We start from the raw sequence: 19,060 nt of genomic DNA on the forward strand, positions 1-19,060 counted from the left end.
AAGGGTAAGACGAGAGGAATCACTCATGGCAGAACGTCAGGCGACAATCGCCAGCAGCTCGGGGCTTCACGCGCGCCCCGCCAAGCTCTTCGTGCAGGCGGTGCAGGAGAAGAAGCTCCCCGTCACGATCGCCCTCGAGGGCGGCCCCGACCTGAACGCGGGAAGCATCCTGTCGATCATCGGTCTTGGTGCCTCGCACGGCAGTGTCGTGACCCTGAAGGCGGAGGGTGAGGGGGCCGAGCAGGCTCTCGACGAGCTCGTCGCCCTGCTCGAGACGGACCTCGACGCCGAGTAAGGCGTCCTTCAGACGACGAAGGCGGATGCGGACACCTCCGGGTGCCGCATCCGCCTTCGTCGTTCCTGCTCAGAGTTCGAGCGTGTCACCCGGCTCGAGAACGACGAGATCGCCACCGTGCTGCTCTGCGGACCACTTCAGGCGGGCTCGCCCCATCTCCTTGCCCGCGACCGACAGCGTCATGTCGTGTGTGGCGAACACCTGGCGCGGCTTCACGGCGAGGACGAAGTCCATGGCGTCGCCGATCTTCAACCAGGGCGCGCCGACGGGCGCGGCGAGCACGGCCACGTCGTGTCCCTTGGGCGGGGCGTACGAGTCGCCCGGGTAGTAGAAGGTGTCGTCGACCAGCACGCCGACGTTGTCGATCACCGGGATGCTCTCGTGGATGACGGCGTGGCGACCGCCGAAGAAGCGGAGACGGAACGGCTCCACATCGACCGTGTCGCCGGGCGCCACGACGGTGATGTCGTAACCGGGCGCCGCGTTCTTGACGCCCTCGGGCGCGTAGATGGGCAGCCCGGGATTCGCGGCGACGAGGCGGTCGATGTGATCGGCCGTCCAATGGTCGGGGTGCTCGTGGGTGATCACGAGGGCTGCGACGTTCGCTGTGTCGGGCAGGGGAGTCGTGAACGAACCGGGGTCGATGATGAGCTTGCGGCCCTGCTTCTCGAGGGTGAGGGCGGCATGCTCGTGCTTGGTGATTCGCATGACGCGAGTCAACTCTTCAGGGGTCGCCGAGGCAACCCGACACGGATCCCGGCCTCGATTTGGCGCAACGCAAGACCGCATGGCATACTTGAACGGTTGCCACGGCAGCGGCCCCATCGTATAGCGGCCTAGTACGCCGCCCTCTCACGGCGGTAACGCGGGTTCGAATCCCGCTGGGGTCACCAACAGAAAACCCCCGGTCAATCCGGGGGTTTTCTTGTTTCCTCATGACGTGCGCTTCGGCAGCATCTGCTCGCGTGTAATGCGCGCGCCACGCCGAGGCAATCCCCTCGGGCAGCCCCCGGTCGCGGCATACGGTGCCGACGTCCGACACGATCGAGGGGAGCAGCATATGGACGTGACCGAGAGGATCGGCGAGCTGGCGACGACGGCGGGTATCCGGGTCGCGGCGGCGGAGTCGCTGACCGGCGGGCAGGTGTGCACGGCCCTCGGCGCGACGCCGGGCGCATCAGAATGGTTCGCCGGGGGAGTCGTCGCCTACACGATCGAGACGAAGAGCCTCGTTCTCGGGGTGGCTGACGACCTCGACCCCTGCTCGGCCGAGTGTGCGCGAACGATGGCTGCCGGGGTGCGCGATGCGCTGGAAGTGGATGCGGCCGTCGCCACGACGGGCGTGGGTGGGCCTGATCCACAAGACGGGCACGCACCCGGAACCGTCTTCATCGGCTGGGCGCGGGGTCCGCGCGCTGGAGCGCGCGAGTTCTCCTTCGAAGGGGACGACCCCGAGCAGATCGTCGAGGCGACCACACGGGCGGCGCTCTCGATGCTGGCGGAGCTCCTCGGGGGCGTCTCAGACGTCGAGGACCGCTGACGGCTCAGTGGTGCGGCACCACCGGAACGGTGCCGTCATCGCGTAGCAGGATGCCGTCCTGCACGGCGCCGAGGGCGGGGGTCACCAAGACCGCGATGAGTGCGGCGGCGGCGAGCAGCTGGCCGACCCGCAGATGCTGCGCGGGAACATCGCGGCGCGTGGCTGCTGCCGCACAGGCTCCGAGGGTCACGCTGAGGGCGACGCATACCGTGACGCCCACGATGCTCGTGTGCGCGGGCTCGGTCGCCAGCAGCGATGTCGCGACGAGCACCGCGAGGAGGGTTCCCGCGGTGATCCAGCGAGGTGCGAGGAGGCGGCCGGCGCGGAGGGCTGCGACGCCCCATCCGAGTCCGCCGAGCCCGAGAGCCGCCGCACAGACTCCGATGATCCGGTTCGTCGACGTCGCGTCCGGGAGGACGACGGCGCCCGCCCCGAGGGCGGCGAGCACGAGCGCAGCGCCCCAGGCGAGGGCGGCCGGCCACGGGCCGGCGAGCAATGCTGCCCGCCGGCCCGTCGCCGCGCTCGTGCGCTGAGCGCTCATGCCGTTGCGACGCGGGCGCCGCGGTCGGCGCCGACGCCGATGGCCAGCAGGACCACGGCGCTGCCGAGGTGCAGGAAGTGGTCGGGGACGTTCAGCGCCAGGATGTTGGCGGCCGTGCCCACGAGGAAGAACCCGGCCACGCCGAGCAGCAGGTAGGCGGCGCCGACGACGGTGTTCACCGTCTTGGCTGCACGGACGTTGGCGAGGCCCGCGACGAGCAGCGCCGCACCGATGAGCAGGTGGGCGACGTTGTGCAGCGGGTTCACGGCGAAGATGCCGAGGAGGAGCCCTCCTTCAGTGGCGAGGAACCCCACGCCACCGGTGACGGCGAAGCCGAGGAGACCGACGAGGAGATAGATCGCGCCGAAGATGGTCGCGACGAGGCGGTTCGGGGAAGAGCTCATGATGACCTCCGGTGTAGGGAGGATGCGACCGTGTGCCGCATCCATCACTTGTTCGTCACGGGCCCGAGAACGGATGGGAGGACTTTCAGGCTCCTCACAGAGAACGGGGCGCCGCTCCCGAAGGAACGACGCCCCGTGCGCGGTGAGGTCAGTTGAGAAGACCGCCGAGGTCGAGGTTGGAGGTGAGGCCGTCGACGAGGTCGCCCACCTGCGTGCCGATGTCGCCGACGGATCCGCCGATCGACGTCTCGGGGGCGACAGGCGCCTCGATGCCGGTCTCGTTGCCGGAGCCGACCGGTGCGTCGACAGGAGCCTGCACGTCGTTGCCGGAGGCGACCGGCGCCTGCACGTCGTTGCCCGACGCGACCGGCGCCTGGTTGCCGGAGAGCACGTCGCCCACGACGGGTCCCTGGATCAGGCTCACGTCGCCGACAGAGGTGTCGGGGGCGACGGACGTGTCGGGGGACACCGAAGCACTTCCGGCCTCGATCGCGCTCGTCAGCCAGGTCTGCGCGGCTTCGACCGGGGCGCTCAGCGTCGTGGTGAAGGTGGACCAGTCGCCTCCGCGGGGCTCGTCTGCCGAGGCCGGCAGCGCGAACCCGGCGACAGCGATCGCTGCGGCGCCTGCTCCCGCAGCGGTGATGATTGCCAGACGGTTCTTCGTGTTCGTACGCATCGATATCTCTCCTTGTTTTCCGTCTGCGACCTTTCGGCCGCACACAGGTCATCCGAAGCCGCGACTCGATCGGATGGGAGGAAATATCTCAGGTCGTGATGGCGAACATCGCGTCCGTCGTGGGAAGACCGCTGGGCGAGCCGCCCGCGGCCTCCACGGTGACAGCGATCACGTCGCCGGGCTGGAACGTGCCGGCGAGCTCGGAGACGGCGTCGTCAGCCGAGAAGGTGCCGGCCGGGAGGGGGGCGCCATCGCGGATGAACCACATCTCGAACGTCTTGTCGTCCTCAAGCGTCGGCATGCCGTCCGTGACCAGCACGGCCCGTCCCGTGGATGCGGACCAATGCGCTGTCGCGGACGCACCGTCGTCGAGGGTGACGCTCGCCGACTGCGCGTCGGGGGCGTCCTGGATCTGCTCCAGGGCGACCTGAGCGCCGTCCTCGGGGGTCAGCAGGCGCCCGAGCGAGAGCCCGCCGATGCCGAGGGCGAGGATGAAGGCGAGGGAGGCCGCGAGCGCGAACCACATCCGTGAGCGGGGGCGGCGCGGCGCCCGAGCAGGGGTCGGGTCCCCGGCCCGTTCAGCGGGATCGGTCGATCGCGGAGCGTTCTGCGGCAGGGTGGTGATCCGCGAGAGCAACGCGTCACGCACCTGCGGACGGGGTACCACGTCGCCTGCGCCGTCGGCAAGGGCCGCTGCGGTGTCGAGCTCCATGGCTACGATCGTGTCCCAGGCGGGATGAGCGGCCAGAATCTCCTGGAAGCGCATCTCGTCGTCGGTGGAGAGCGCGTTGAGGGCATGGCCGGCCGCGAGGTCGCGGAACTCTTCTTCTTCTTCCATCACTGCACCCCCATCCTGGTTCGCAATCTGCTCAGTCCATCACGCATGCGTGTCTTCACGGTTCCCAACGGCGCCCCGACGAGCGCGGCGATCTCGGTCTGAGAGTAACCGCCGTAGTAGGCGAGGACGATCGTCTCGCGCTGCGCTTCGGGTAGCCCGGCGAGCGCCTCGGAGACGCGCCCGCCCTCGATCTTCAGTTCCACCGTCTCGGCGACGCCGTCATATGCGACGTCGAGATCGCGAAGGCCGACGCGTGCATCACGATCGGCGCTGGCCTGCGACGCCCGCACGCGGTCGACGGCTCGGCGGTGCGCGATGGTGAGAACCCACGACCTTCCTTGTCCCTTGTTCGGAGCGAAGCGCGAAGCGGATTGCCAGATCTCGAGAAAGACCTCCTGCAGCACCTCCTCGCTCTGCGAAGGGTCGACGAGGACGCGACGGATGAGGCCGAACATGCGCGGAGACAGCATGTCGTACAACTGTGCAAAGGCGTTCTGATCGCCCCCAGCGATCGCGGCGAGCAGCGTCGCCACATGATCGATTCCCCCCGAGCCGTCCTCGGGAACCTCGACGCCGTCGATCACCACAGTCACCAGCATGCCTTATCGCGCACGCAACCCCCTGCGGGCACGCGGCGGACAGGACCGCGTGGTAGGCCGTCACTCAGTGGGATGGGTGGGACACGCCCGGGCCTCCGGACGCGTCAGCGGCATCGTCTGATCGGCGGATGCGACGCGCGCGACGCGCACGTCGCACCGCCCACACGATCACGCCGGCGACGGCGATCACCGCGAGCCACGGAAGGAGGAAGCCCAGCCCGATGACGATCCCGTTCACGGTCGCGACGAGCCCCGCCCATCCTGCGGCGATCCCATCGCCGAATCCGGCGGGATCCGCTTGCGGCGCTGCGTCCCTCGAAGCGAGGTTGACGGTCAACGTCGACATCGCCACCTGATCCTCCAGCATCTCGAGCTGCTGCCGGTCCGCATCCAGAGCCGCCTGACGGTCGGCGAGGGCGGACTCCGCCGCGATCAGGTCCGCGACCGACGCCGACTGCGCAAGCAGCTCGGTGAGGCGCGCGACCGACGTCTCCTGCGCCGCGATCCTCGCCCGCAGGTCGACAGCCTGGTCCGTGACGTCGAAGCGATCCACCGACGACGCCGACACCGTTCCCAGAGCACCGACTTGATCGATCACATCCTGCAACCGGTCGGCGGGCACCCGCACCGTGATCGAGCTCTGCCCGGGCACCGGGTACACCGGATCGGTCGTGGCCGGAGAGCCGGCGATGCTCGCCGACGAGACGTACCCCTGCACACCCGTCACGATCGCTGTGATCTGCTGCTGGGCGTCCTCGGGGTCGTCCACGCTCATCTGGATCCACCCGGATGCGGTGACCTCGCGGCTCGTATCCGTCGCTGCGGACCGCCCGCCGTCGGCCCCCACGATGTCCTGCGCCGCGATGGCACCCTCCTGGGTCTGGACCCCGAGAGGTGACGAATCGGAGAGCGACACCGCGCTCGGCACCTCGGCCCCGCGACCGCCCAGGACGACGGGCGAGACGAGCGCCGCCAGCGCGACGACCGCGACACCGGCGGCGGCGACCGCCCACCCGCCACGGCGTCGCGCCCGCCGGCGGACCCGGTCGAACTCGAGCTCGCGGTCGATCCCTCGCTCGATCCGGTCGATCTGCTCTGCGGTCGGGCCCTCCGGCACGGAGCGTTCCTGGTCCTGATCCCGGTCGTCGATCGTCATGATGCGTTCCCCTCCTGGACGGTGCCGCGCAGGCGGCTGCGGATGCGGGAGAGACGGTTGCGGACGGCGCCGTGGGTGAGGCCCAGCTCGGCGGCCGCGGCATCGTAGGCGTAGCCGTGCGCGGCGCACAGGACGAAGAGCTCGCGATCGAGATCGCCGAGTCTCGCCACCTCCCGGGCGACGCGATCGGCCAGCTCGGAGTCGATGACCGCCTGCTCCACGTCGATCGGCGACGGCATGCGCTCGTCGAGCGTCGCGCCGACGTGCTCGCGTTCGCGGCGCAGCGCACGCAGGCGGTTCGCGCACACCAGGCGACAGATCGTGGCGAACCAGGGGAGAGCGGAGGCTCCCTCCAGCCGGAAGCCGCGAAGCTTCCGCCACGCCGTGACGAACGTCTCCTGCGCCGCGTCCTCGGCGTCCGCGGTCGTCGGCAACAGGATCGCCGCGATGCGGTAGACCGCGTCGATGTTGCCGCGATACAGCGCGCGGAAGGCCTCGTGGTCTCCGTGCGACGCGCGCGCGATCAGCTCCCCATCGCTGGTCATCGTGCCCCAATCCCTCAGCGCCGGACGTGCCGACGTCTTCTCTCACCCTCAGGTGTCCTCGGCTGCCCGATCGTCTCAGATCCGCATAAACTGTGGCGTCCGCCGATTCCGAAAGGCTCTCATGGGCTTCGAGATCCCGGTGTGGTTCCAGATCGTCGCGCTGATCGTGCTCGTTCTGATCCTGGCCGCCGACCTTCTTCTCATCCTCCGTCGACCCCACATCCCCTCCGCGCGGGAGGCCACCCTGTGGGTCGTCTTCTACGTGTCGCTCGCGCTCGTGTTCGCCCTCATCCTGCTGTGGGTCTCGGGCAGTGCGGATGCGGCGGGCCAGTTCGTGGCCGGATGGTTGACGGAGTACAGCCTCTCGGTCGACAACCTGTTCGTCTTCGTCCTGCTGATGGGGCAGTTCGCCGTCCCACGCAAGTACCAGCAGGAGGTGCTGATGGTGGGGATCATCATCGCGCTCGTGCTGCGAGGCATCTTCATCGCGTTCGGTGCGGTGCTGATCGACAACCTCTCGTGGATCTTCTACGTGTTCGGGCTGTTCCTGGTCTGGACGGCCTGGCGTCAGGCCTTCCCCGGGGACGACGAGCACGGCGAGCAGCGCGAGAACGCCGTCGTGCGGATGCTGCGGCGCTTCGTCCAGATCAGCGACCAGTACGAGGGGTCGAAGCTGCGCACGGTTGTCGGCGGCAAGAAGGTCTTCACGCCGATGCTGCTCGTGTTCGTGGCGATCGGGTTCACGGACCTCGTCTTCGCGATCGACTCGATCCCGGCCATCTTCGGCATCACGCAGAGTGCCTTCATCGTCTTCACCGCGAACATCTTCGCCCTCATGGGGCTGCGCCAGCTCTACTTCCTGCTGGGCGGACTGCTCGATCGCCTGCGCTACCTCCACTACGGGATCGCGTTCATCCTCGCCTTCATCGGCGTGAAGCTCTTCCTCCACGCTCTGCACGAGAACGAGCTGCCCTTCATCAACGGCGGCCACGGCGTCGAATGGGCGCCCGACATCTCAGCCTGGGTCTCGCTCATCGTGATCGTGGCCGCGATGGCGACCGCGACCATCGCAAGTCTCGTGGCGGCACGGCGCGAGGCCACATCCGTCGACGAGGGCTGAGTCGCGCGGTCAGAACGAGCGCAGGTTCGCGCCGAGGCCCGCGCCGTCGTACTCGCGGCGCAGGATGCCGCGACGGCGGAGGATCGGCACCAGCTCGTCGAGCATGCGGTGCACGGTGACCGGATGCACATCGCCCCACAGCAGAACGCCGTCGTTGCCCCAGTCGCCCAGCTGCTCGATGCGATCCGCGAGCTCGCCCGGCGTTCCCACCCACCCGGTGCCGTCCGAGATGCGGCCGAGGCGGGCGTGCGCGGCGAGGATATCCCGCAGCGGCGTCTCGCGCGGGTCGTGATCGCCGACGAGCCGGCGGATGCTGCCGTGCGACACGTGCGGGGCGAACAGCCCCTCGGGCAACGGCCGGTCGAGATCGAGCGCGGTCAGATCGGTCTCCAGATCCGAGGACTGCCGCCTGGCGATCGCGCGCAGAGCGGATTCGTCGGGCGTGCGCGACGCGGACACCAGTCGGTCCGCCTCCTCGGGGGAGGAGACCAGAACGGGCTGGATCGCGAACAGCACCTTCACGTCCGACGGGTCGCGACCGCGCTCGCGTGCGGCGCGGTGGATGCGCTCCCGGTAGGCGCGCACGCTCGCCTCGTCCAGGGGCGCGAGCGCCAGCTGCACGTCCGAGTGCGCTCCGGCGAACGCAAGGCCCCGCTCCGACCCGCCCGGTGACACGATCGCGGGTTCGCCGTCGGTGAAGGGGAGTGCGTTGAGCGGTCCGTCGAATCCGAAGTGCCGGCCGCGGTGGCGGACCGCCCGCATCCGGGTGCCGTCCGCGTAGCGGTCGTCATCGCGGTCGAGGACGAGCGCGCCCTCGTCCCAACTCCGCCACAGCGAGCGGATGCCTTCCAACCACTCCTCGGCGCGGTCGTAGGCGGCATCGTGCCCGAGCGGCGCATCCGTGGAGAAGTGCCGCGCGCTGCCGGTGTCGGTCACCACGTTCAGTCCCAGCCGGTGGCCGCTCAGGTGCTGGAGCGACGCGAACTGCCGGGCGGCCGTGTAGGGCAGGTATGCCGCGGGGTTGACGGTGGGCACCACTCCGAGGTGCCGGGTCGCGGCGAACAGGTACGGGGCAAGCACGAACGGGTCGTGCTTGGGGCCGCCGAAGGCGTGCCGCACCCGCAGATCGATCGTCTCCGCGGAACCGAGTGAAGGCGCATCCTCGATGATCAGCAGATCGAACCCGGCCTGCTCCAGGGTGCGTGCGGACTCCTGGTACAGGTGCGGGGCGGTCCAGTCGTAGTCCCAGTCCAGGCCGGGCAGACCCCAGCCGTGCGGACCGAAACCGCGGGCCAAGAACCAGCCGAAGTGCTGCGGGCGACTCACCCGATGACCTCGATCGTCCGCGTGGATGCCGCGAGGGATGCGGCCTTGAGCGCCCGCTCGAGATCGGCGATCAGGTCGTCGACATCCTCGATGCCGATCGACAGACGCAGCGTTCCCGGGTGCACACCGAGAGCGGCGCGCGCATCGTCGGTGTGCTGCGCGTGACTCGTCGTGGCCGGATGCAGCACGAGCGAGCGGACGTCGCCGAGGTGGGTCATGTGGGTGACGACCTGCACGCTCTCGACGAAGGCGCGAGCAGCTTTCTCGCCGCCGTGGAGCGTGAAGGTGAAGACCGAACCGGCGCCGCGGGGGAGAAGCCGCTTCGCGAGCGCGTGATGCGGATGGCTCGCAAGCCCCACGTAGTCGACCGACGCCACCTCGTCGCGGCTCTCGAGCCACGCCGCGATCCGTCCGGCGTTCGCCGACTGCTCGCGCACGCGCAGATGCAGCGTCTCGATGCCCTGCGACACGAGGAAGGCGTTGAGCGGCGACGGTGTGGGTCCCAGCCGCGGTGCCACGGACTCGCGCACATAGGCGAGACGCGCGCGGGGGCCGTGGCGTTCCCAGACGCTCGGCGCGCCGTCGTGGCGCGCGGTCACCAGCTGGGGGAACAACGCGCCCGATCGGGCGGCATCGAAGCGGCCGTCGTCGACGATGACGCCGCCGAGCGCCGCCCCGTGGCCGGCGAGGAACTTGCTCGCCGAGTGGACGACGACCGCCGCGCCCAGCTCGATCGGTCGCACCAGGTAGGGCGTGGCGAAGGTGTTGTCGACGACGAGCGGGATGCCGTGGGCGTCCGCAACGGCTGCGACGGCGGGCACGTCCAGCAGATCGTTGCGCGCGTTGCCGATGGACTCGGCGAACAGGGCACGGGTCTCGGGACGGATCGCCTCCTCCCACGCCCGCGGGTCCGCGATGTCGTCGACATAGGTGACCGTCACCCCGAACCGGGACAGCAGGTCGTTCACGAGCCCGCGCGTTCCCTCGTAGATGTGGGTGGAGCTGACCAGGTGGTCACCGGCCGAGAGCAGCGACAGCAGCGCGACGGAGACGGCCGCCTGGCCGCTGCCGACGAACACGGCACCGGCACCGCCCTCGAGCTCGGCGATGCGACGCTCGAGGGCGTCGACGGTCGGATTGCCGGTGCGCGTGTACCCGTAGCCGTCGCCCGTCGCGAAGTGCGCGGCCGCGTGATCGAAGTCGTCGAAGCGGAAGCCGGCGGTCATGTACACCGGGACGGTGCGCGATGCCGCATCCGTCCATTCGGTGCCGCTGTGCACCTGTCGCGTGGCGAATCCGTGGGTGGGTTCGGTCATGAGGGTCCTGCCGTCTCGGGTCGCAGCAGCCTAAAAGCACCGACCACTCGCGGACGAGTGCGCCGACACACAACGTCACCTGCGGGCCCGTGCGGTGGGCCTCGGCGCCGGAGGGCGGTGGTAGCCTGTGCGGGTGCGGATCGCTCGCCTTCTCCTTCGCAGCCGCGACGAGTCCTAGACCCAGGCCTCCCTCGTCGCGGAGTTCGTTGCGGGCTTGATCCACCGTCATCTCAGGAGAACGACAGCATGAGCAATCCCGATCACTCCGCGGCGTCCGCGCCGCGCACCCTGGCCGAGAAGGTCTGGGACAACCACTTGGTGGTCAAGGGCGAGGACGGCCAGCCCGACCTCATCTACATCGACCTGCACCTCGTGCACGAGGTCACGAGCCCGCAGGCCTTCGATGGTCTCCGCGCGGAAGGGCGGGGCCTGCGGCGCCTGGACCTGACCATCGCGACCGAGGACCACAACACCCCGACGCTCGCGATCGACAAGCCGATCGCCGACCCGACCAGCCGTCTCCAGATCGAGACGCTGCGTCGCAACGCCGCCGAGTTCGGTGTGCGCATCCACTCGCTGGGCGACGCCGAGCAGGGGATCGTGCACGTCGTCGGTCCGCAGCTGGGGCTCACGATGCCGGGCATCACGGTCGTCTGCGGCGATTCGCACACCTCCACCCATGGAGCGTTCGGAGCGATGGCATTCGGCATCGGCACCAGCGAGGTCGAGCACGTCATGGCGACGCAGACCCTGCCGCTGAAGCCGTTCAAGACCATGGCCATCACCGTCGAGGGGACGCTGCGCCCCGGCGTCACCGCGAAGGACATCATCCTCGCTGTCATCGCGAAGATCGGCACCAACGGCGGGCAGGGCTACGTGCTCGAGTTCCGCGGCAGCGCCATCCGGGCCCTCTCGATGGAGGGGCGCATGACGATGTGCAACATGTCGATCGAGGCGGGCGCGCGCGCCGGCATGGTCGCGCCCGACGAGACCACGTTCGCCTACCTGAAGGGGCGTCCGCACGCCCCGAAGGGGCAGGACTGGGAGGATGCGGTCGCCTACTGGCGCACGCTCCCGAGTGACGAGGGCGCCGTCTACGACGCGGAGGTCTTCCTCGACGCCGACGAGCTCGAGCCCTTCGTGACGTGGGGCACGAACCCTGGTCAGGGCGTGTCGCTGAACGACGTCGTTCCGACGCCGTCCGACATCGCGGACCCGAACGAGCGCGTGGCCGCCGAGCGTGCGCTGCAGTACATGGATCTGGCCCCCGGTACGAAGCTGAAGGACGTGCCCGTGGATGCGGTCTTCATGGGTTCGTGCACGAACAGCCGCATCGAGGACCTGCGCGCTTTCGCGTCGATCGTGAAGGGTCGCAAGAAGGCCGAGGGCGTCCGGGTGATGGTCGTGCCCGGCTCCGCGCGCGTTCGGCTGGAAGCGGAGGCCGAGGGACTGCACCGCATCTTCGAGGAGTTCGGCGCCGAGTGGCGCTTCGCAGGATGCTCGATGTGTCTGGGCATGAACCCCGATCAGCTCGCTCCGGGTGAGCGGTGCGCCTCCACGTCGAACCGCAACTTCGAGGGTCGGCAGGGCAAGGGCGGGCGCACGCACCTGGTGTCGCCGCTCGTCGCCGCGGCGACCGCGGTGCGCGGAACGCTGTCGAGTCCGGGGGATCTCGATCCCGTCGAAGAGCCGGCGATCGTCGGGGCGGGGGTCTGAGATGGAGAAGTTCAGCGTTCACACCGGTGTCGCCGCCGCACTCAAGCGCTCCGCCGTCGACACGGATCAGATCATCCCCGCGGTTTACCTCAAGCGGGTGACCAAGACGGGGTTCGAGGACGCGCTGTTCGCCAACTGGCGCCAGGATCCCGACTTCGTGCTGAACCAGCCGATTTTCGCGCAGAGCTCGATCCTCGTCGCCGGACCCGATTTCGGCACCGGCTCGAGCCGTGAGCACGCGGTCTGGGCCCTGCGTGACTACGGGTTCAAGGTCGTGCTGAGCCCCAAGTTCGCCGACATCTTCCGCGGTAACGCGGGCAAGCAGGGTCTCGTGACGGGTGTCGTCACCGAGGCCGACGTCGAAGCGCTTTGGGCGGCCATCGACGCGCAGCCCGGCATGGAGATGACGGTCGATCTGACGGCGCGCGAGGTCGTTGCGGGCGAGCTCCGGGTCCCGTTCGAGATCGACGATTACACTAGGTGGCGGTTGCTGGAGGGCCTCGACGACATCGGGCTCACGCTCCGCAACGAAGACAAGATCGCCGCCTACGAAGCGCGACGCGAATCCTGGAAGCCGCGGACACTCCCGCCCCTTCCCGCACAGTGAGGTACCGCATATGACACTTCTCGGGCAGACCGCCGAATCCTCCAGCCCGCTCGCGGAGGAGGCGGAGATCCTCGAGATCCGCGGCGGACGGCCTCTGCGGGGCACCGTCGAGGTCAAGGGCGCGAAGAACCTCGTCACGAAGGCCATGGTCGCCGCGCTGCTCGGCGAGAGCCCGAGTCTGCTGCGCGACGTGCCGATGATCAGCGACGTCGCCGTGGTGCGATCGCTGCTCGAGGTGCACGGCGTGCGCGTGGCCGAGGGCGACGAGCCGGGCTCGCTCGTGCTCGACCCCCGTGACGTCGAGAGCGCCCACATGGAGGAGATCGACGCGCACGCGGGTGCCTCCCGCATCCCGATCCTCTTCTGCGGGCCGCTGCTGCACCGCCTCGGCCAGGCGTTCATCCCCGACCTCGGCGGATGCCGCATCGGCGACCGTCCGATCGACTTCCACCTCGATGCGCTCCGCAAGTTCGGCGCGATCGTGGAGAAGCTTCCCAGCGGCATCCGTCTGTCCGCCCCGCGCGGTCTGCACGGCGCGAACATCCACCTGCCCTACCCGAGCGTCGGGGCGACCGAGCAGGTGCTGCTGACCGCCGTGCGTGCACAGGGCGTGACGGAGCTGCACAACGCCGCGATCGAGCCCGAAATCATGGATCTCATCGCCCTGTTGCAGAAAATGGGTGCGATCATCTCCTACGAGCCCAACCGCGTCATCCTCATCGAGGGCGTGCCGAAGCTCAACGGTTACGATCACCGCTCGATCTTCGACCGCAACGAGGCTGCGAGCTGGGCGAGCGCCGCGATCGCGACGGACGGCGAGATCTTCGTCGCCGGTGCCCGCCAGCAGGAGATGCTGACCTTCCTCAATGTGCTGCGCAAGATCGGTGCGCACTTCGAGGTGCGTGAAGACGGCATCCTGTTCGCCCGCGGCGAGGCGCTGAACCCCGTCACGGTCGAGACCGACGTGCACCCCGGCTTCATGACCGACTGGCAGCAGCCGCTCATCGTCGCGCTGACGCAGGCGACGGGACGCTCCGTCGTGCACGAGACGGTGTATGAGAATCGCTTCGGGTTCACGCAGGCTCTCGTCAAGATGGGTGCCGACATCACGGTGTACCCGCACGGTCTCCAGGAGGGCCCGCGCCGCGTGCCGCGCCGCTCGCTGGAGCAGGCCGCGGTCATCACCGGACCCACCCCGCTGCACGGCGCCGACATCACGGTTCCGGACCTGCGCGGCGGGTACAGCCACGTCATCGCGGCGCTGGCTGCGGAGGGCACCTCGACGGTGCGCAACATCGGGATCATCCGCCGCGGATACGCGGACTTCCTCGCGAAGCTGACCGCGCTCGGCGCCGACTTCGACATCGTCGGCTGATGGCCCCCCAGACGCACCGTCGGCGGCGCGCGTCGGCGGAGAAGACGCGGCCGAGCGTCTTCTGGCTGCTCGGTGGGATCGTCGTCCCGTTCGTCGGTCTGATCGCGAAGATCGAGATCGAGGGCGAGGACAACCTGCCCGAAGAGGGCCCGTTCGTGCTGGCCCCCAACCATCACAGCGAGATCGACCCGCTGCTCGTCGCCGTGGCCGTCTGGCGCATGGGCCGTGCCCCGCGATTCATGGCGAAGGAGAGCCTCTTCCGGGTTCCCGTGCTCGGCTGGGCGCTGCGCGCGACCGGCATGATCCCCGTTGCGCGCGCCTCGAGCGCCGCCGCTGCGAAGCAGGCGCTCGATACGGCGCGTCACCTGGCGGAGCGTCGGGCGGGTGTCATCGTGTATCCCGAAGGAACGCTCACACGCGATCCCGACCTATGGCCCATGCGCGGAAAGACCGGGGCGGCGCGCCTGGCGCTGGTCGGTGACATCCCCCTCATCCCGATGGCCCAGTGGGGTGCGCAGCAGATCATGCCGCGCTACGGCAAGTTCCGCCTCTGGCCGCTGCGCAGGCGCGTGCGTGTGCGCGTCGGGGAGCCCATCGCGCTCGAGGAGTACCGCGACCGTGCCGCCCACCCCGTGGCTCAGGCGGAGCTCACCGCGCGGGTCATGGATGAGATCGCCGGGCTGCTGTCGGATCTCCGTGGCGAGCCCGCTCCCGCGGCGCGCTGGGAACCCGGCGCCCACGGACAGAGCGAGACGGGCCGTCTTGAGTAGGCGCACCCCGACCCCCGTGACCCGCGTCGCGGTGCTCGGTGCGGGCAGCTGGGGCACCACCTTCGGCAAGATCCTCGCGGACGGCGGCGCGAACGTCGTCATGTGGGCGCGCCGCCCCGAGCTCGCGAACGAGATCCACACCGGCAAACGCAACACGAAGTACCTGCCCGGCATCAACCTGCCGCGCACGATGACCGCGACGTCGCACCTCGCGGAGGCCCTCGAAGGTGTCGACCAGGTGTACTTGTCGATGCCGAGCCAGGCGCTCCGTGAGAGCCTCGCGGGAGTCCGTCCCCTGCTCGAGGGAAGTTCGGTGCCTGTGGTGTCGCTCATGAAGGGCGTCGAGAAGCGCACCGGGTTGCGGATGAGTCAGGTCATCGAGCAGGCGCTCGCCTGCGACCCGGCACGCATCGCGGTGGCGTCCGGCCCGAACCTCGCGCTCGAGATCGCGCAGGAGCAGCCCACCGCCGCCGTCATCTCCTCGATCAGCCCCGAGACCGCGGAGATCGTCGCCCGCGCGGCGCGCAACCGCTACTTCCGTTCCTTCGTCAACACGGACGTGATCGGCACCGAGTTCGGCGGCGTGCTGAAGAACCTGATCGCGGTCGCGATCGGCATCGTCGACGGAGTCGGCTACGGCGAGAACACGAAGGCGTCGATCATCACCCGCGGCCTGGTCGAGATGACCGATTTCGCCGTCGCCCAGGGCGCTCAGCCCGAGACCCTGCAGGGGCTCGCGGGGCTCGGCGACCTGATCGCCACGTGCCAATCGCCGCTCAGCCGGAACAACACCGCCGGCAGGCTGCTCGGACAGGGGTACAAGTTCCAGGACGTCGTGGGGCAGATGCAGCAGACGGCGGAGGGACTCGCATCCGTCGCTCCGATCCTGCAGCTGGCCAAGGCGAGCGGCGTGCAGATGCCGATCGTCGAGCAGGTCAAGCGCGTGCTGGACGGCACGATGAACCCGCGAGAGATCGCCCCCCACCTGACCACCGACGACGACACCCCGCAGGGGGAGAGGACCCAGCATGGACAAGCCGGTAGTGGTGGTGCTCTTTGGCGGTCGCTCCAGCGAGCATTCGATCAGTTCCGCCACGGCGGGCGGGGTTCTGGGCTCGCTTGACCGCGAGCGCTACCGGGTGATCCCGGTCGGCCTCACCCGCGAGGGCGCGTTCGTGCTCGAGGACGACGACCCGGACAAGTTCGCGCTCATCGCCGATCACCTGCCTGCCGTGGTCGACAACGGCACGCGCATCATCTGGCCCGAGGCCGCGGGCGACAGGCAGCTGCGTGTCCGCGACGCGGACGGCACCGTGCGCGAGTTGGGTGCGGTGGACGCGGTTCTGCCGATCCTGCACGGCTCGCACGGCGAGGACGGCACCATCCAGGGCTTCTTCGACACGTTGGAGCTCGCCTACGCCGGCGGAGGGGTGATCGACTCTGCGCTGTGCATGGACAAGCACTTCATGAAGGTCGCGCTGCAGGCGGACGGCATCCCGGTGTCGCCCGGGGTGACGGTGCGCCGTGCGGATTGGCGCGAGGACACGGATGCGGTGCGCCCGCGCCTCGCCCACCTCGAGCTTCCCTGGTTCGTCAAGCCGGCGCGCGCGGGCTCCAGCGTCGGCGTCTCGAAGGTGCACTCCGCCGATGAGCTCGACGCGGCGCTGCGGGTCGCCTTCGCGGAGGACGACAAGGTGCTCGTCGAGCAGGGCATCGTCGGACGCGAGGTCGAGGTCGGTGTGCTCGAGGGACGCGACGGCGTCGTGCGCGCCTCGCTTCCCGGCGAGATCGTGTTGAGCTCGCGCGAGTTCTACGACTTCGAGGGCAAGTATCTCGGTGGCGACGGGGTGGACGTGGTGTGCCCCGCGGATATGACCGATGCGGAGATCGAAGCTGTTCGGGCCATGGCGCTGCGCGCCTTCGCGGCCGTCGACGGCCGCGGGCTCGCACGCGTCGACTTCTTCCTGACCGCCGACGGCCCGATCGTCAACGAGCTGAACACGATGCCCGGCTTCACGCCGATCTCGATGTTCCCGAAGTGCTGGATCGCGTCGGGCCTCAGCTACTCGGAGCTGCTGTCGGAGCTCATCGAGACGGCGCTCGCGCGACGCTGACGCCTACGAGGTGCCGGGGCGTGCGGTGCACTCCCCGTCCTTCGGCAACTTCGCGACCAGGGACGAGAGGCTGTCGAGCACGTCGACGCTGGAGACCACGTCGTTGTCGAGGTAGATCTCCACGGCGGGCGTGCGCCCGAAGCTCGTGAGGCGGTACCGGGGTGCGTCGCTGTCGTCGACGAGCCAGTCCACGCCCGACACCGTCTGGCAGACGAGAGTCGAGGGTCCGGGCGGGGTCACGCCGCAGGTCAGGATCACGGCGGCCGGGTCGCCCCACGCCCCCGTCGCCTGCGCGTCCGTCCACCGACGGTCCTGGCCCGCCACATTCTGGGGAAGGTAGGCCGTGACATCCGCGCAGCGCGGATCGTTCGCTGCCGGGGCGGGCTCGAGCGCGACCGTGCTGCTGCAGCCGGTGAGGGCGAGCAGGGCGAGGGCGACGGCTGCCAGACGGCCGAGTCGGGGGCGGATCACCCCTCCAGGCTAACCCCGGGCGCGCCCGCATCCGTCTCGCGTCAGCGTGGCGACGGGTAGCGTGGCGGGGTGGACGAGCGCAGCGAGACGACCGTGGCGGAGCTGAGCGAGCGGGAGATCCTGCGCCGCATCCTGGCGCGTGTCGGGTCCGGCTCGGCCGTGGTCGGTCCCGGGGACGACGCAGCAGTGCTGGCGCCTGGCGGGCAGGTCGTCGCGACCGTGGACACCCTGGTGCACGGCCCGGATTTCCGGCTCGCGTGGACCGGAGGGTTCGACCTCGGCTGGAAGGCCGCCGCCGTGAACCTCGCGGACGTGGCCGCCATGGGTGCGCGTCCCACCGCATTGCTCGTCGCGCTCGCGATGCCGGAGGACACGACGATCGGCTTCGTCGAGGCCATGGCGGACGGCCTGCGCGCGGCGTGCGACGAGCTCGCACCCGGGTGCGCCGTGGAGGGCGGCGACCTGACGGTCTCCGACACCCTCACCGTCGCCGTCACCGCATTGGGGGAGCTCGACGGCCCCGCGGTGCTCCGATCCGGCGCGCGGCAGGGCGACACGGTCGCGATCGCGGGGGAGCTGGGCGGTGCCGCGCGCGGGCTGCGACTCCTGTTCACCCGGTTCCGCGACGACGATGCGCGCCCGATGCCGGTCGACCCGCAGGTGCTCACGGACACGGAGCGCGAGGACATCGCAGCCCAGTTGCGCCCGCATCCGCCCATCGCCCTCGGACCCCGTGCGGCGGCGGCGGGCGCGCGCGCCATGATGGATGTGTCCGACGGTCTCGTGCTCGACGCGACCCGCCTGGCGGATGCCTCCGGCGTCACGATCGCGCTCGAGACGGCGCCTCTCGGCCCGGATGCGGAGGTCGCGCTCAGCGGCGGGGAGGATCACGCCCTTCTGGCCACCTTCCCCGCTCACGTCGACCTCCCCGAGGGGTTCCGTCGGATCGGCACGGTCCGCGCGCGCGGCGAGCATCCGGTCACGGTGGACGGCGCGAGTCCCGCCGATCGCGGCGGATGGGATCCTTACGCGGATTGGGACGCGGGGCGCGGCTGAGCCCACCACAGCGCGGTGTCGCCGTGACGGCGCTCGCGCACCTGCTCCAGGTCTGAGAGTTCCCACTCGGGCTCGGTGGAGCGTTTCGCACGCTCGACGACCACGAGAGCGTCGGCGGAGAGCAGAGGGCGCAGCAGTGCGAGCGCCTCGGCCAGTTCCGCATCGGCGATGTCGTAGGGCGGGTCGAGGAACACGAGGTCGTACTCGCCTCCGCCCTGACGAAGGAACGCGTTCACCGTGCTGCGGTGGGCCCGCGCCGTCGCGCCGGCGGCGCGGGCGATCACCTCGGCGTTGCGCCGCACCACGGCGGCGGCCTTCGGATTGTGCTCGACGAGATCGACGTGCACGGCGCCACGGCTGAGCGCTTCGAGGCCGAGCGCGCCCGAGCCGGCGTACAGGTCCAGTACGCGGGCGCCGGCAAGCATGTCCTGGGACTCGAGCGCGGCGAAGAGGGACTCACGCACGCGGTCGCTCGTCGGCCGGGTGCCACTGGCCGGCACGTCGAGTCGGAGTCCGCCGGCGGCTCCGGCGATGATGCGCGTCACCCCCTCACCCTACCGACGGGCGTGGGGGAGGCCCGCCGTAGAATCGGCTC

Annotated in this window: 22 protein-coding genes and 1 tRNA gene; 11 read left to right on the forward strand and 12 right to left on the reverse strand. The window is 69.9% G+C overall.

What is annotated here, in order from left to right; translation table 11 throughout:
* Positions 1-25: 25 nt before the first annotated feature.
* Positions 26-295: an HPr family phosphocarrier protein gene (locus tag LXM64_RS07370; RefSeq protein WP_234075267.1), complete on the forward strand. Its 270-nt coding sequence runs from the start codon at positions 26-28 to the stop codon at positions 293-295.
* A 69-nt stretch (positions 296-364) separates the two neighbouring features.
* On the opposite strand, the gene LXM64_RS07375 is transcribed toward LXM64_RS07370, so the two are convergent.
* A complete protein-coding gene (locus LXM64_RS07375; protein WP_234075268.1) occupies positions 365-1,003 on the reverse strand; it encodes an MBL fold metallo-hydrolase in 639 nt (212 codons plus the stop codon).
* Between the two features lie 109 nt (positions 1,004-1,112).
* On the opposite strand from LXM64_RS07375, the gene LXM64_RS07380 reads away from it, so the two are divergent.
* Positions 1,113-1,188, forward strand: a tRNA-Glu gene (locus LXM64_RS07380).
* A gap of 173 nt (positions 1,189-1,361) precedes the next feature.
* Positions 1,362-1,835: a CinA family protein gene (locus LXM64_RS07385; RefSeq protein ID WP_234075269.1), complete on the forward strand. Its 474-nt coding sequence runs from the start codon at positions 1,362-1,364 to the stop codon at positions 1,833-1,835.
* Positions 1,836-1,839: 4 nt separating this feature from the next.
* On the opposite strand, the gene LXM64_RS07390 is transcribed toward LXM64_RS07385, so the two are convergent.
* From LXM64_RS07390 to LXM64_RS07420, 7 genes are all read right to left on the reverse strand, one after another.
* Positions 1,840-2,376, reverse strand: a complete 537-nt coding sequence (locus LXM64_RS07390) for a hypothetical protein (protein WP_234075270.1) — start codon at positions 2,374-2,376, stop codon at positions 1,840-1,842.
* Complete coding sequence (locus LXM64_RS07395; RefSeq protein WP_137417187.1) at positions 2,373-2,780, reverse strand: DUF4383 domain-containing protein; 408 nt, start codon at positions 2,778-2,780, stop codon at positions 2,373-2,375. Before LXM64_RS07395 ends, LXM64_RS07390 begins: the two co-directional genes overlap by 4 nt.
* Positions 2,781-2,928: 148 nt before the next feature.
* Positions 2,929-3,456: a hypothetical protein gene (locus tag LXM64_RS07400; RefSeq protein ID WP_234075271.1), complete on the reverse strand. Its 528-nt coding sequence runs from the start codon at positions 3,454-3,456 to the stop codon at positions 2,929-2,931.
* 88 nt (positions 3,457-3,544) lie between these two features.
* Positions 3,545-4,294: an anti-sigma factor gene (locus LXM64_RS07405; protein WP_234075272.1), complete on the reverse strand. Its 750-nt coding sequence runs from the start codon at positions 4,292-4,294 to the stop codon at positions 3,545-3,547.
* Positions 4,294-4,893 (reverse strand): ECF RNA polymerase sigma factor SigK, encoded by a 600-nt coding sequence (sigK, locus tag LXM64_RS07410; protein WP_234075273.1) that lies wholly within the window; start codon positions 4,891-4,893, stop codon positions 4,294-4,296. The genes LXM64_RS07405 and sigK overlap by 1 nt, the downstream gene beginning before the upstream one ends.
* A gap of 64 nt (positions 4,894-4,957) precedes the next feature.
* Complete coding sequence (locus tag LXM64_RS07415) at positions 4,958-6,049, reverse strand: DUF4349 domain-containing protein (RefSeq protein WP_234075274.1); 1,092 nt, start codon at positions 6,047-6,049, stop codon at positions 4,958-4,960.
* Positions 6,046-6,594, reverse strand: coding sequence for an RNA polymerase sigma factor (locus tag LXM64_RS07420; RefSeq protein ID WP_234075275.1), 549 nt, complete (start codon positions 6,592-6,594; stop codon positions 6,046-6,048). Before LXM64_RS07420 ends, LXM64_RS07415 begins: the two co-directional genes overlap by 4 nt.
* Positions 6,595-6,715: 121 nt before the next feature.
* Here LXM64_RS07420 and LXM64_RS07425 point away from each other — a divergent pair, with 121 nt between their 5' ends.
* Positions 6,716-7,714, forward strand: coding sequence for a TerC/Alx family metal homeostasis membrane protein (locus tag LXM64_RS07425; RefSeq protein WP_234075276.1), 999 nt, complete (start codon positions 6,716-6,718; stop codon positions 7,712-7,714).
* Between the two features lie 9 nt (positions 7,715-7,723).
* On the opposite strand, the gene LXM64_RS07430 is transcribed toward LXM64_RS07425, so the two are convergent.
* Entirely contained in the window at positions 7,724-9,040 is a 1,317-nt protein-coding gene (locus tag LXM64_RS07430; protein ID WP_234075277.1) for an LLM class flavin-dependent oxidoreductase, read from the reverse strand.
* Complete coding sequence (locus LXM64_RS07435) at positions 9,037-10,356, reverse strand: O-acetylhomoserine aminocarboxypropyltransferase/cysteine synthase family protein (protein WP_234075278.1); 1,320 nt, start codon at positions 10,354-10,356, stop codon at positions 9,037-9,039. Before LXM64_RS07435 ends, LXM64_RS07430 begins: the two co-directional genes overlap by 4 nt.
* A gap of 246 nt (positions 10,357-10,602) precedes the next feature.
* Here LXM64_RS07435 and leuC point away from each other — a divergent pair, with 246 nt between their 5' ends.
* The 6 genes from leuC to LXM64_RS07465 are packed head-to-tail and all read left to right on the forward strand — an operon-like array spanning position 10,603 to position 16,938.
* Entirely contained in the window at positions 10,603-12,072 is a 1,470-nt protein-coding gene (leuC, locus tag LXM64_RS07440; RefSeq protein ID WP_234075279.1) for a 3-isopropylmalate dehydratase large subunit, read from the forward strand.
* A 1-nt stretch (position 12,073) separates the two neighbouring features.
* The gene (leuD, locus tag LXM64_RS07445; RefSeq protein ID WP_234075280.1) at positions 12,074-12,679 is read left to right on the forward strand and encodes a 3-isopropylmalate dehydratase small subunit; all 606 of its coding nucleotides are present in this window, start codon (positions 12,074-12,076) and stop codon (positions 12,677-12,679) included.
* Between the two features lie 10 nt (positions 12,680-12,689).
* Positions 12,690-14,054 (forward strand): UDP-N-acetylglucosamine 1-carboxyvinyltransferase, encoded by a 1,365-nt coding sequence (murA, locus tag LXM64_RS07450; RefSeq protein WP_234075281.1) that lies wholly within the window; start codon positions 12,690-12,692, stop codon positions 14,052-14,054.
* Entirely contained in the window at positions 14,054-14,824 is a 771-nt protein-coding gene (locus LXM64_RS07455; protein WP_234075282.1) for a lysophospholipid acyltransferase family protein, read from the forward strand. Before murA ends, LXM64_RS07455 begins: the two co-directional genes overlap by 1 nt.
* Before the next feature lie 31 nt (positions 14,825-14,855).
* A complete protein-coding gene (locus LXM64_RS07460; RefSeq protein ID WP_419144865.1) occupies positions 14,856-15,947 on the forward strand; it encodes an NAD(P)H-dependent glycerol-3-phosphate dehydrogenase in 1,092 nt (363 codons plus the stop codon).
* On the forward strand, positions 15,853-16,938 hold the full coding sequence (locus LXM64_RS07465; RefSeq protein ID WP_234075284.1) for a D-alanine--D-alanine ligase family protein: 1,086 nt from the start codon (positions 15,853-15,855) through the stop codon (positions 16,936-16,938). The genes LXM64_RS07460 and LXM64_RS07465 overlap by 95 nt, the downstream gene beginning before the upstream one ends.
* A 3-nt stretch (positions 16,939-16,941) precedes the next feature.
* Here the strand turns inward: LXM64_RS07465 and LXM64_RS07470 are convergent, their stop codons facing one another.
* Positions 16,942-17,409, reverse strand: a complete 468-nt coding sequence (locus LXM64_RS07470; protein WP_234075285.1) for a DUF3515 family protein — start codon at positions 17,407-17,409, stop codon at positions 16,942-16,944.
* A 69-nt stretch (positions 17,410-17,478) separates the two neighbouring features.
* On the opposite strand from LXM64_RS07470, the gene thiL reads away from it, so the two are divergent.
* Positions 17,479-18,465 carry a thiamine-phosphate kinase gene (thiL, locus tag LXM64_RS07475; RefSeq protein ID WP_234075286.1) on the forward strand — a complete coding sequence of 329 codons (987 nt, stop codon included), beginning with the start codon at positions 17,479-17,481 and terminating at the stop codon, positions 18,463-18,465.
* On the opposite strand, the gene rsmD is transcribed toward thiL, so the two are convergent.
* Positions 18,435-19,010, reverse strand: coding sequence for a 16S rRNA (guanine(966)-N(2))-methyltransferase RsmD (gene rsmD, locus LXM64_RS07480; RefSeq protein WP_234075287.1), 576 nt, complete (start codon positions 19,008-19,010; stop codon positions 18,435-18,437). The two genes, thiL and rsmD, sit on opposite strands and share 31 nt — an antisense overlap.
* Positions 19,011-19,060 lie beyond the last annotated feature (50 nt).

The organism is Microbacterium binotii (assembly GCF_021398715.1).
GTDB lineage: Bacteria > Actinomycetota > Actinomycetes > Actinomycetales > Microbacteriaceae > Microbacterium > Microbacterium binotii_A.

What these genes read in the sequence shown, in the direction of transcription:
- leuD (WP_234075280.1), top strand. Translation starts at nt 12,074, where the DNA reads ATGGAGAAGTTCAGCGTTCACACCGGTGTCGCCGCCGCACTCAAGCGC.
- LXM64_RS07405 (WP_234075272.1), bottom strand. Translation starts at nt 4,294, where the DNA reads ATGGAAGAAGAAGAAGAGTTCCGCGACCTCGCGGCCGGCCATGCCCTC.
- LXM64_RS07375 (WP_234075268.1), bottom strand. Translation starts at nt 1,003, where the DNA reads ATGCGAATCACCAAGCACGAGCATGCCGCCCTCACCCTCGAGAAGCAG.
- LXM64_RS07390 (WP_234075270.1), bottom strand. Translation starts at nt 2,376, where the DNA reads ATGAGCGCTCAGCGCACGAGCGCGGCGACGGGCCGGCGGGCAGCATTG.
- LXM64_RS07400 (WP_234075271.1), bottom strand. Translation starts at nt 3,456, where the DNA reads ATGCGTACGAACACGAAGAACCGTCTGGCAATCATCACCGCTGCGGGA.
- LXM64_RS07465 (WP_234075284.1), top strand. Translation starts at nt 15,853, where the DNA reads ATGGACAAGCCGGTAGTGGTGGTGCTCTTTGGCGGTCGCTCCAGCGAG.
- LXM64_RS07425 (WP_234075276.1), top strand. Translation starts at nt 6,716, where the DNA reads ATGGGCTTCGAGATCCCGGTGTGGTTCCAGATCGTCGCGCTGATCGTG.
- LXM64_RS07370 (WP_234075267.1), top strand. Translation starts at nt 26, where the DNA reads ATGGCAGAACGTCAGGCGACAATCGCCAGCAGCTCGGGGCTTCACGCG.
- sigK (WP_234075273.1), bottom strand. Translation starts at nt 4,893, where the DNA reads ATGCTGGTGACTGTGGTGATCGACGGCGTCGAGGTTCCCGAGGACGGC.
- leuC (WP_234075279.1), top strand. Translation starts at nt 10,603, where the DNA reads ATGAGCAATCCCGATCACTCCGCGGCGTCCGCGCCGCGCACCCTGGCC.
- LXM64_RS07420 (WP_234075275.1), bottom strand. Translation starts at nt 6,594, where the DNA reads ATGACCAGCGATGGGGAGCTGATCGCGCGCGCGTCGCACGGAGACCAC.
- LXM64_RS07415 (WP_234075274.1), bottom strand. Translation starts at nt 6,049, where the DNA reads ATGACGATCGACGACCGGGATCAGGACCAGGAACGCTCCGTGCCGGAG.
- murA (WP_234075281.1), top strand. Translation starts at nt 12,690, where the DNA reads ATGACACTTCTCGGGCAGACCGCCGAATCCTCCAGCCCGCTCGCGGAG.
- LXM64_RS07455 (WP_234075282.1), top strand. Translation starts at nt 14,054, where the DNA reads ATGGCCCCCCAGACGCACCGTCGGCGGCGCGCGTCGGCGGAGAAGACG.
- LXM64_RS07395 (WP_137417187.1), bottom strand. Translation starts at nt 2,780, where the DNA reads ATGAGCTCTTCCCCGAACCGCCTCGTCGCGACCATCTTCGGCGCGATC.
- LXM64_RS07435 (WP_234075278.1), bottom strand. Translation starts at nt 10,356, where the DNA reads ATGACCGAACCCACCCACGGATTCGCCACGCGACAGGTGCACAGCGGC.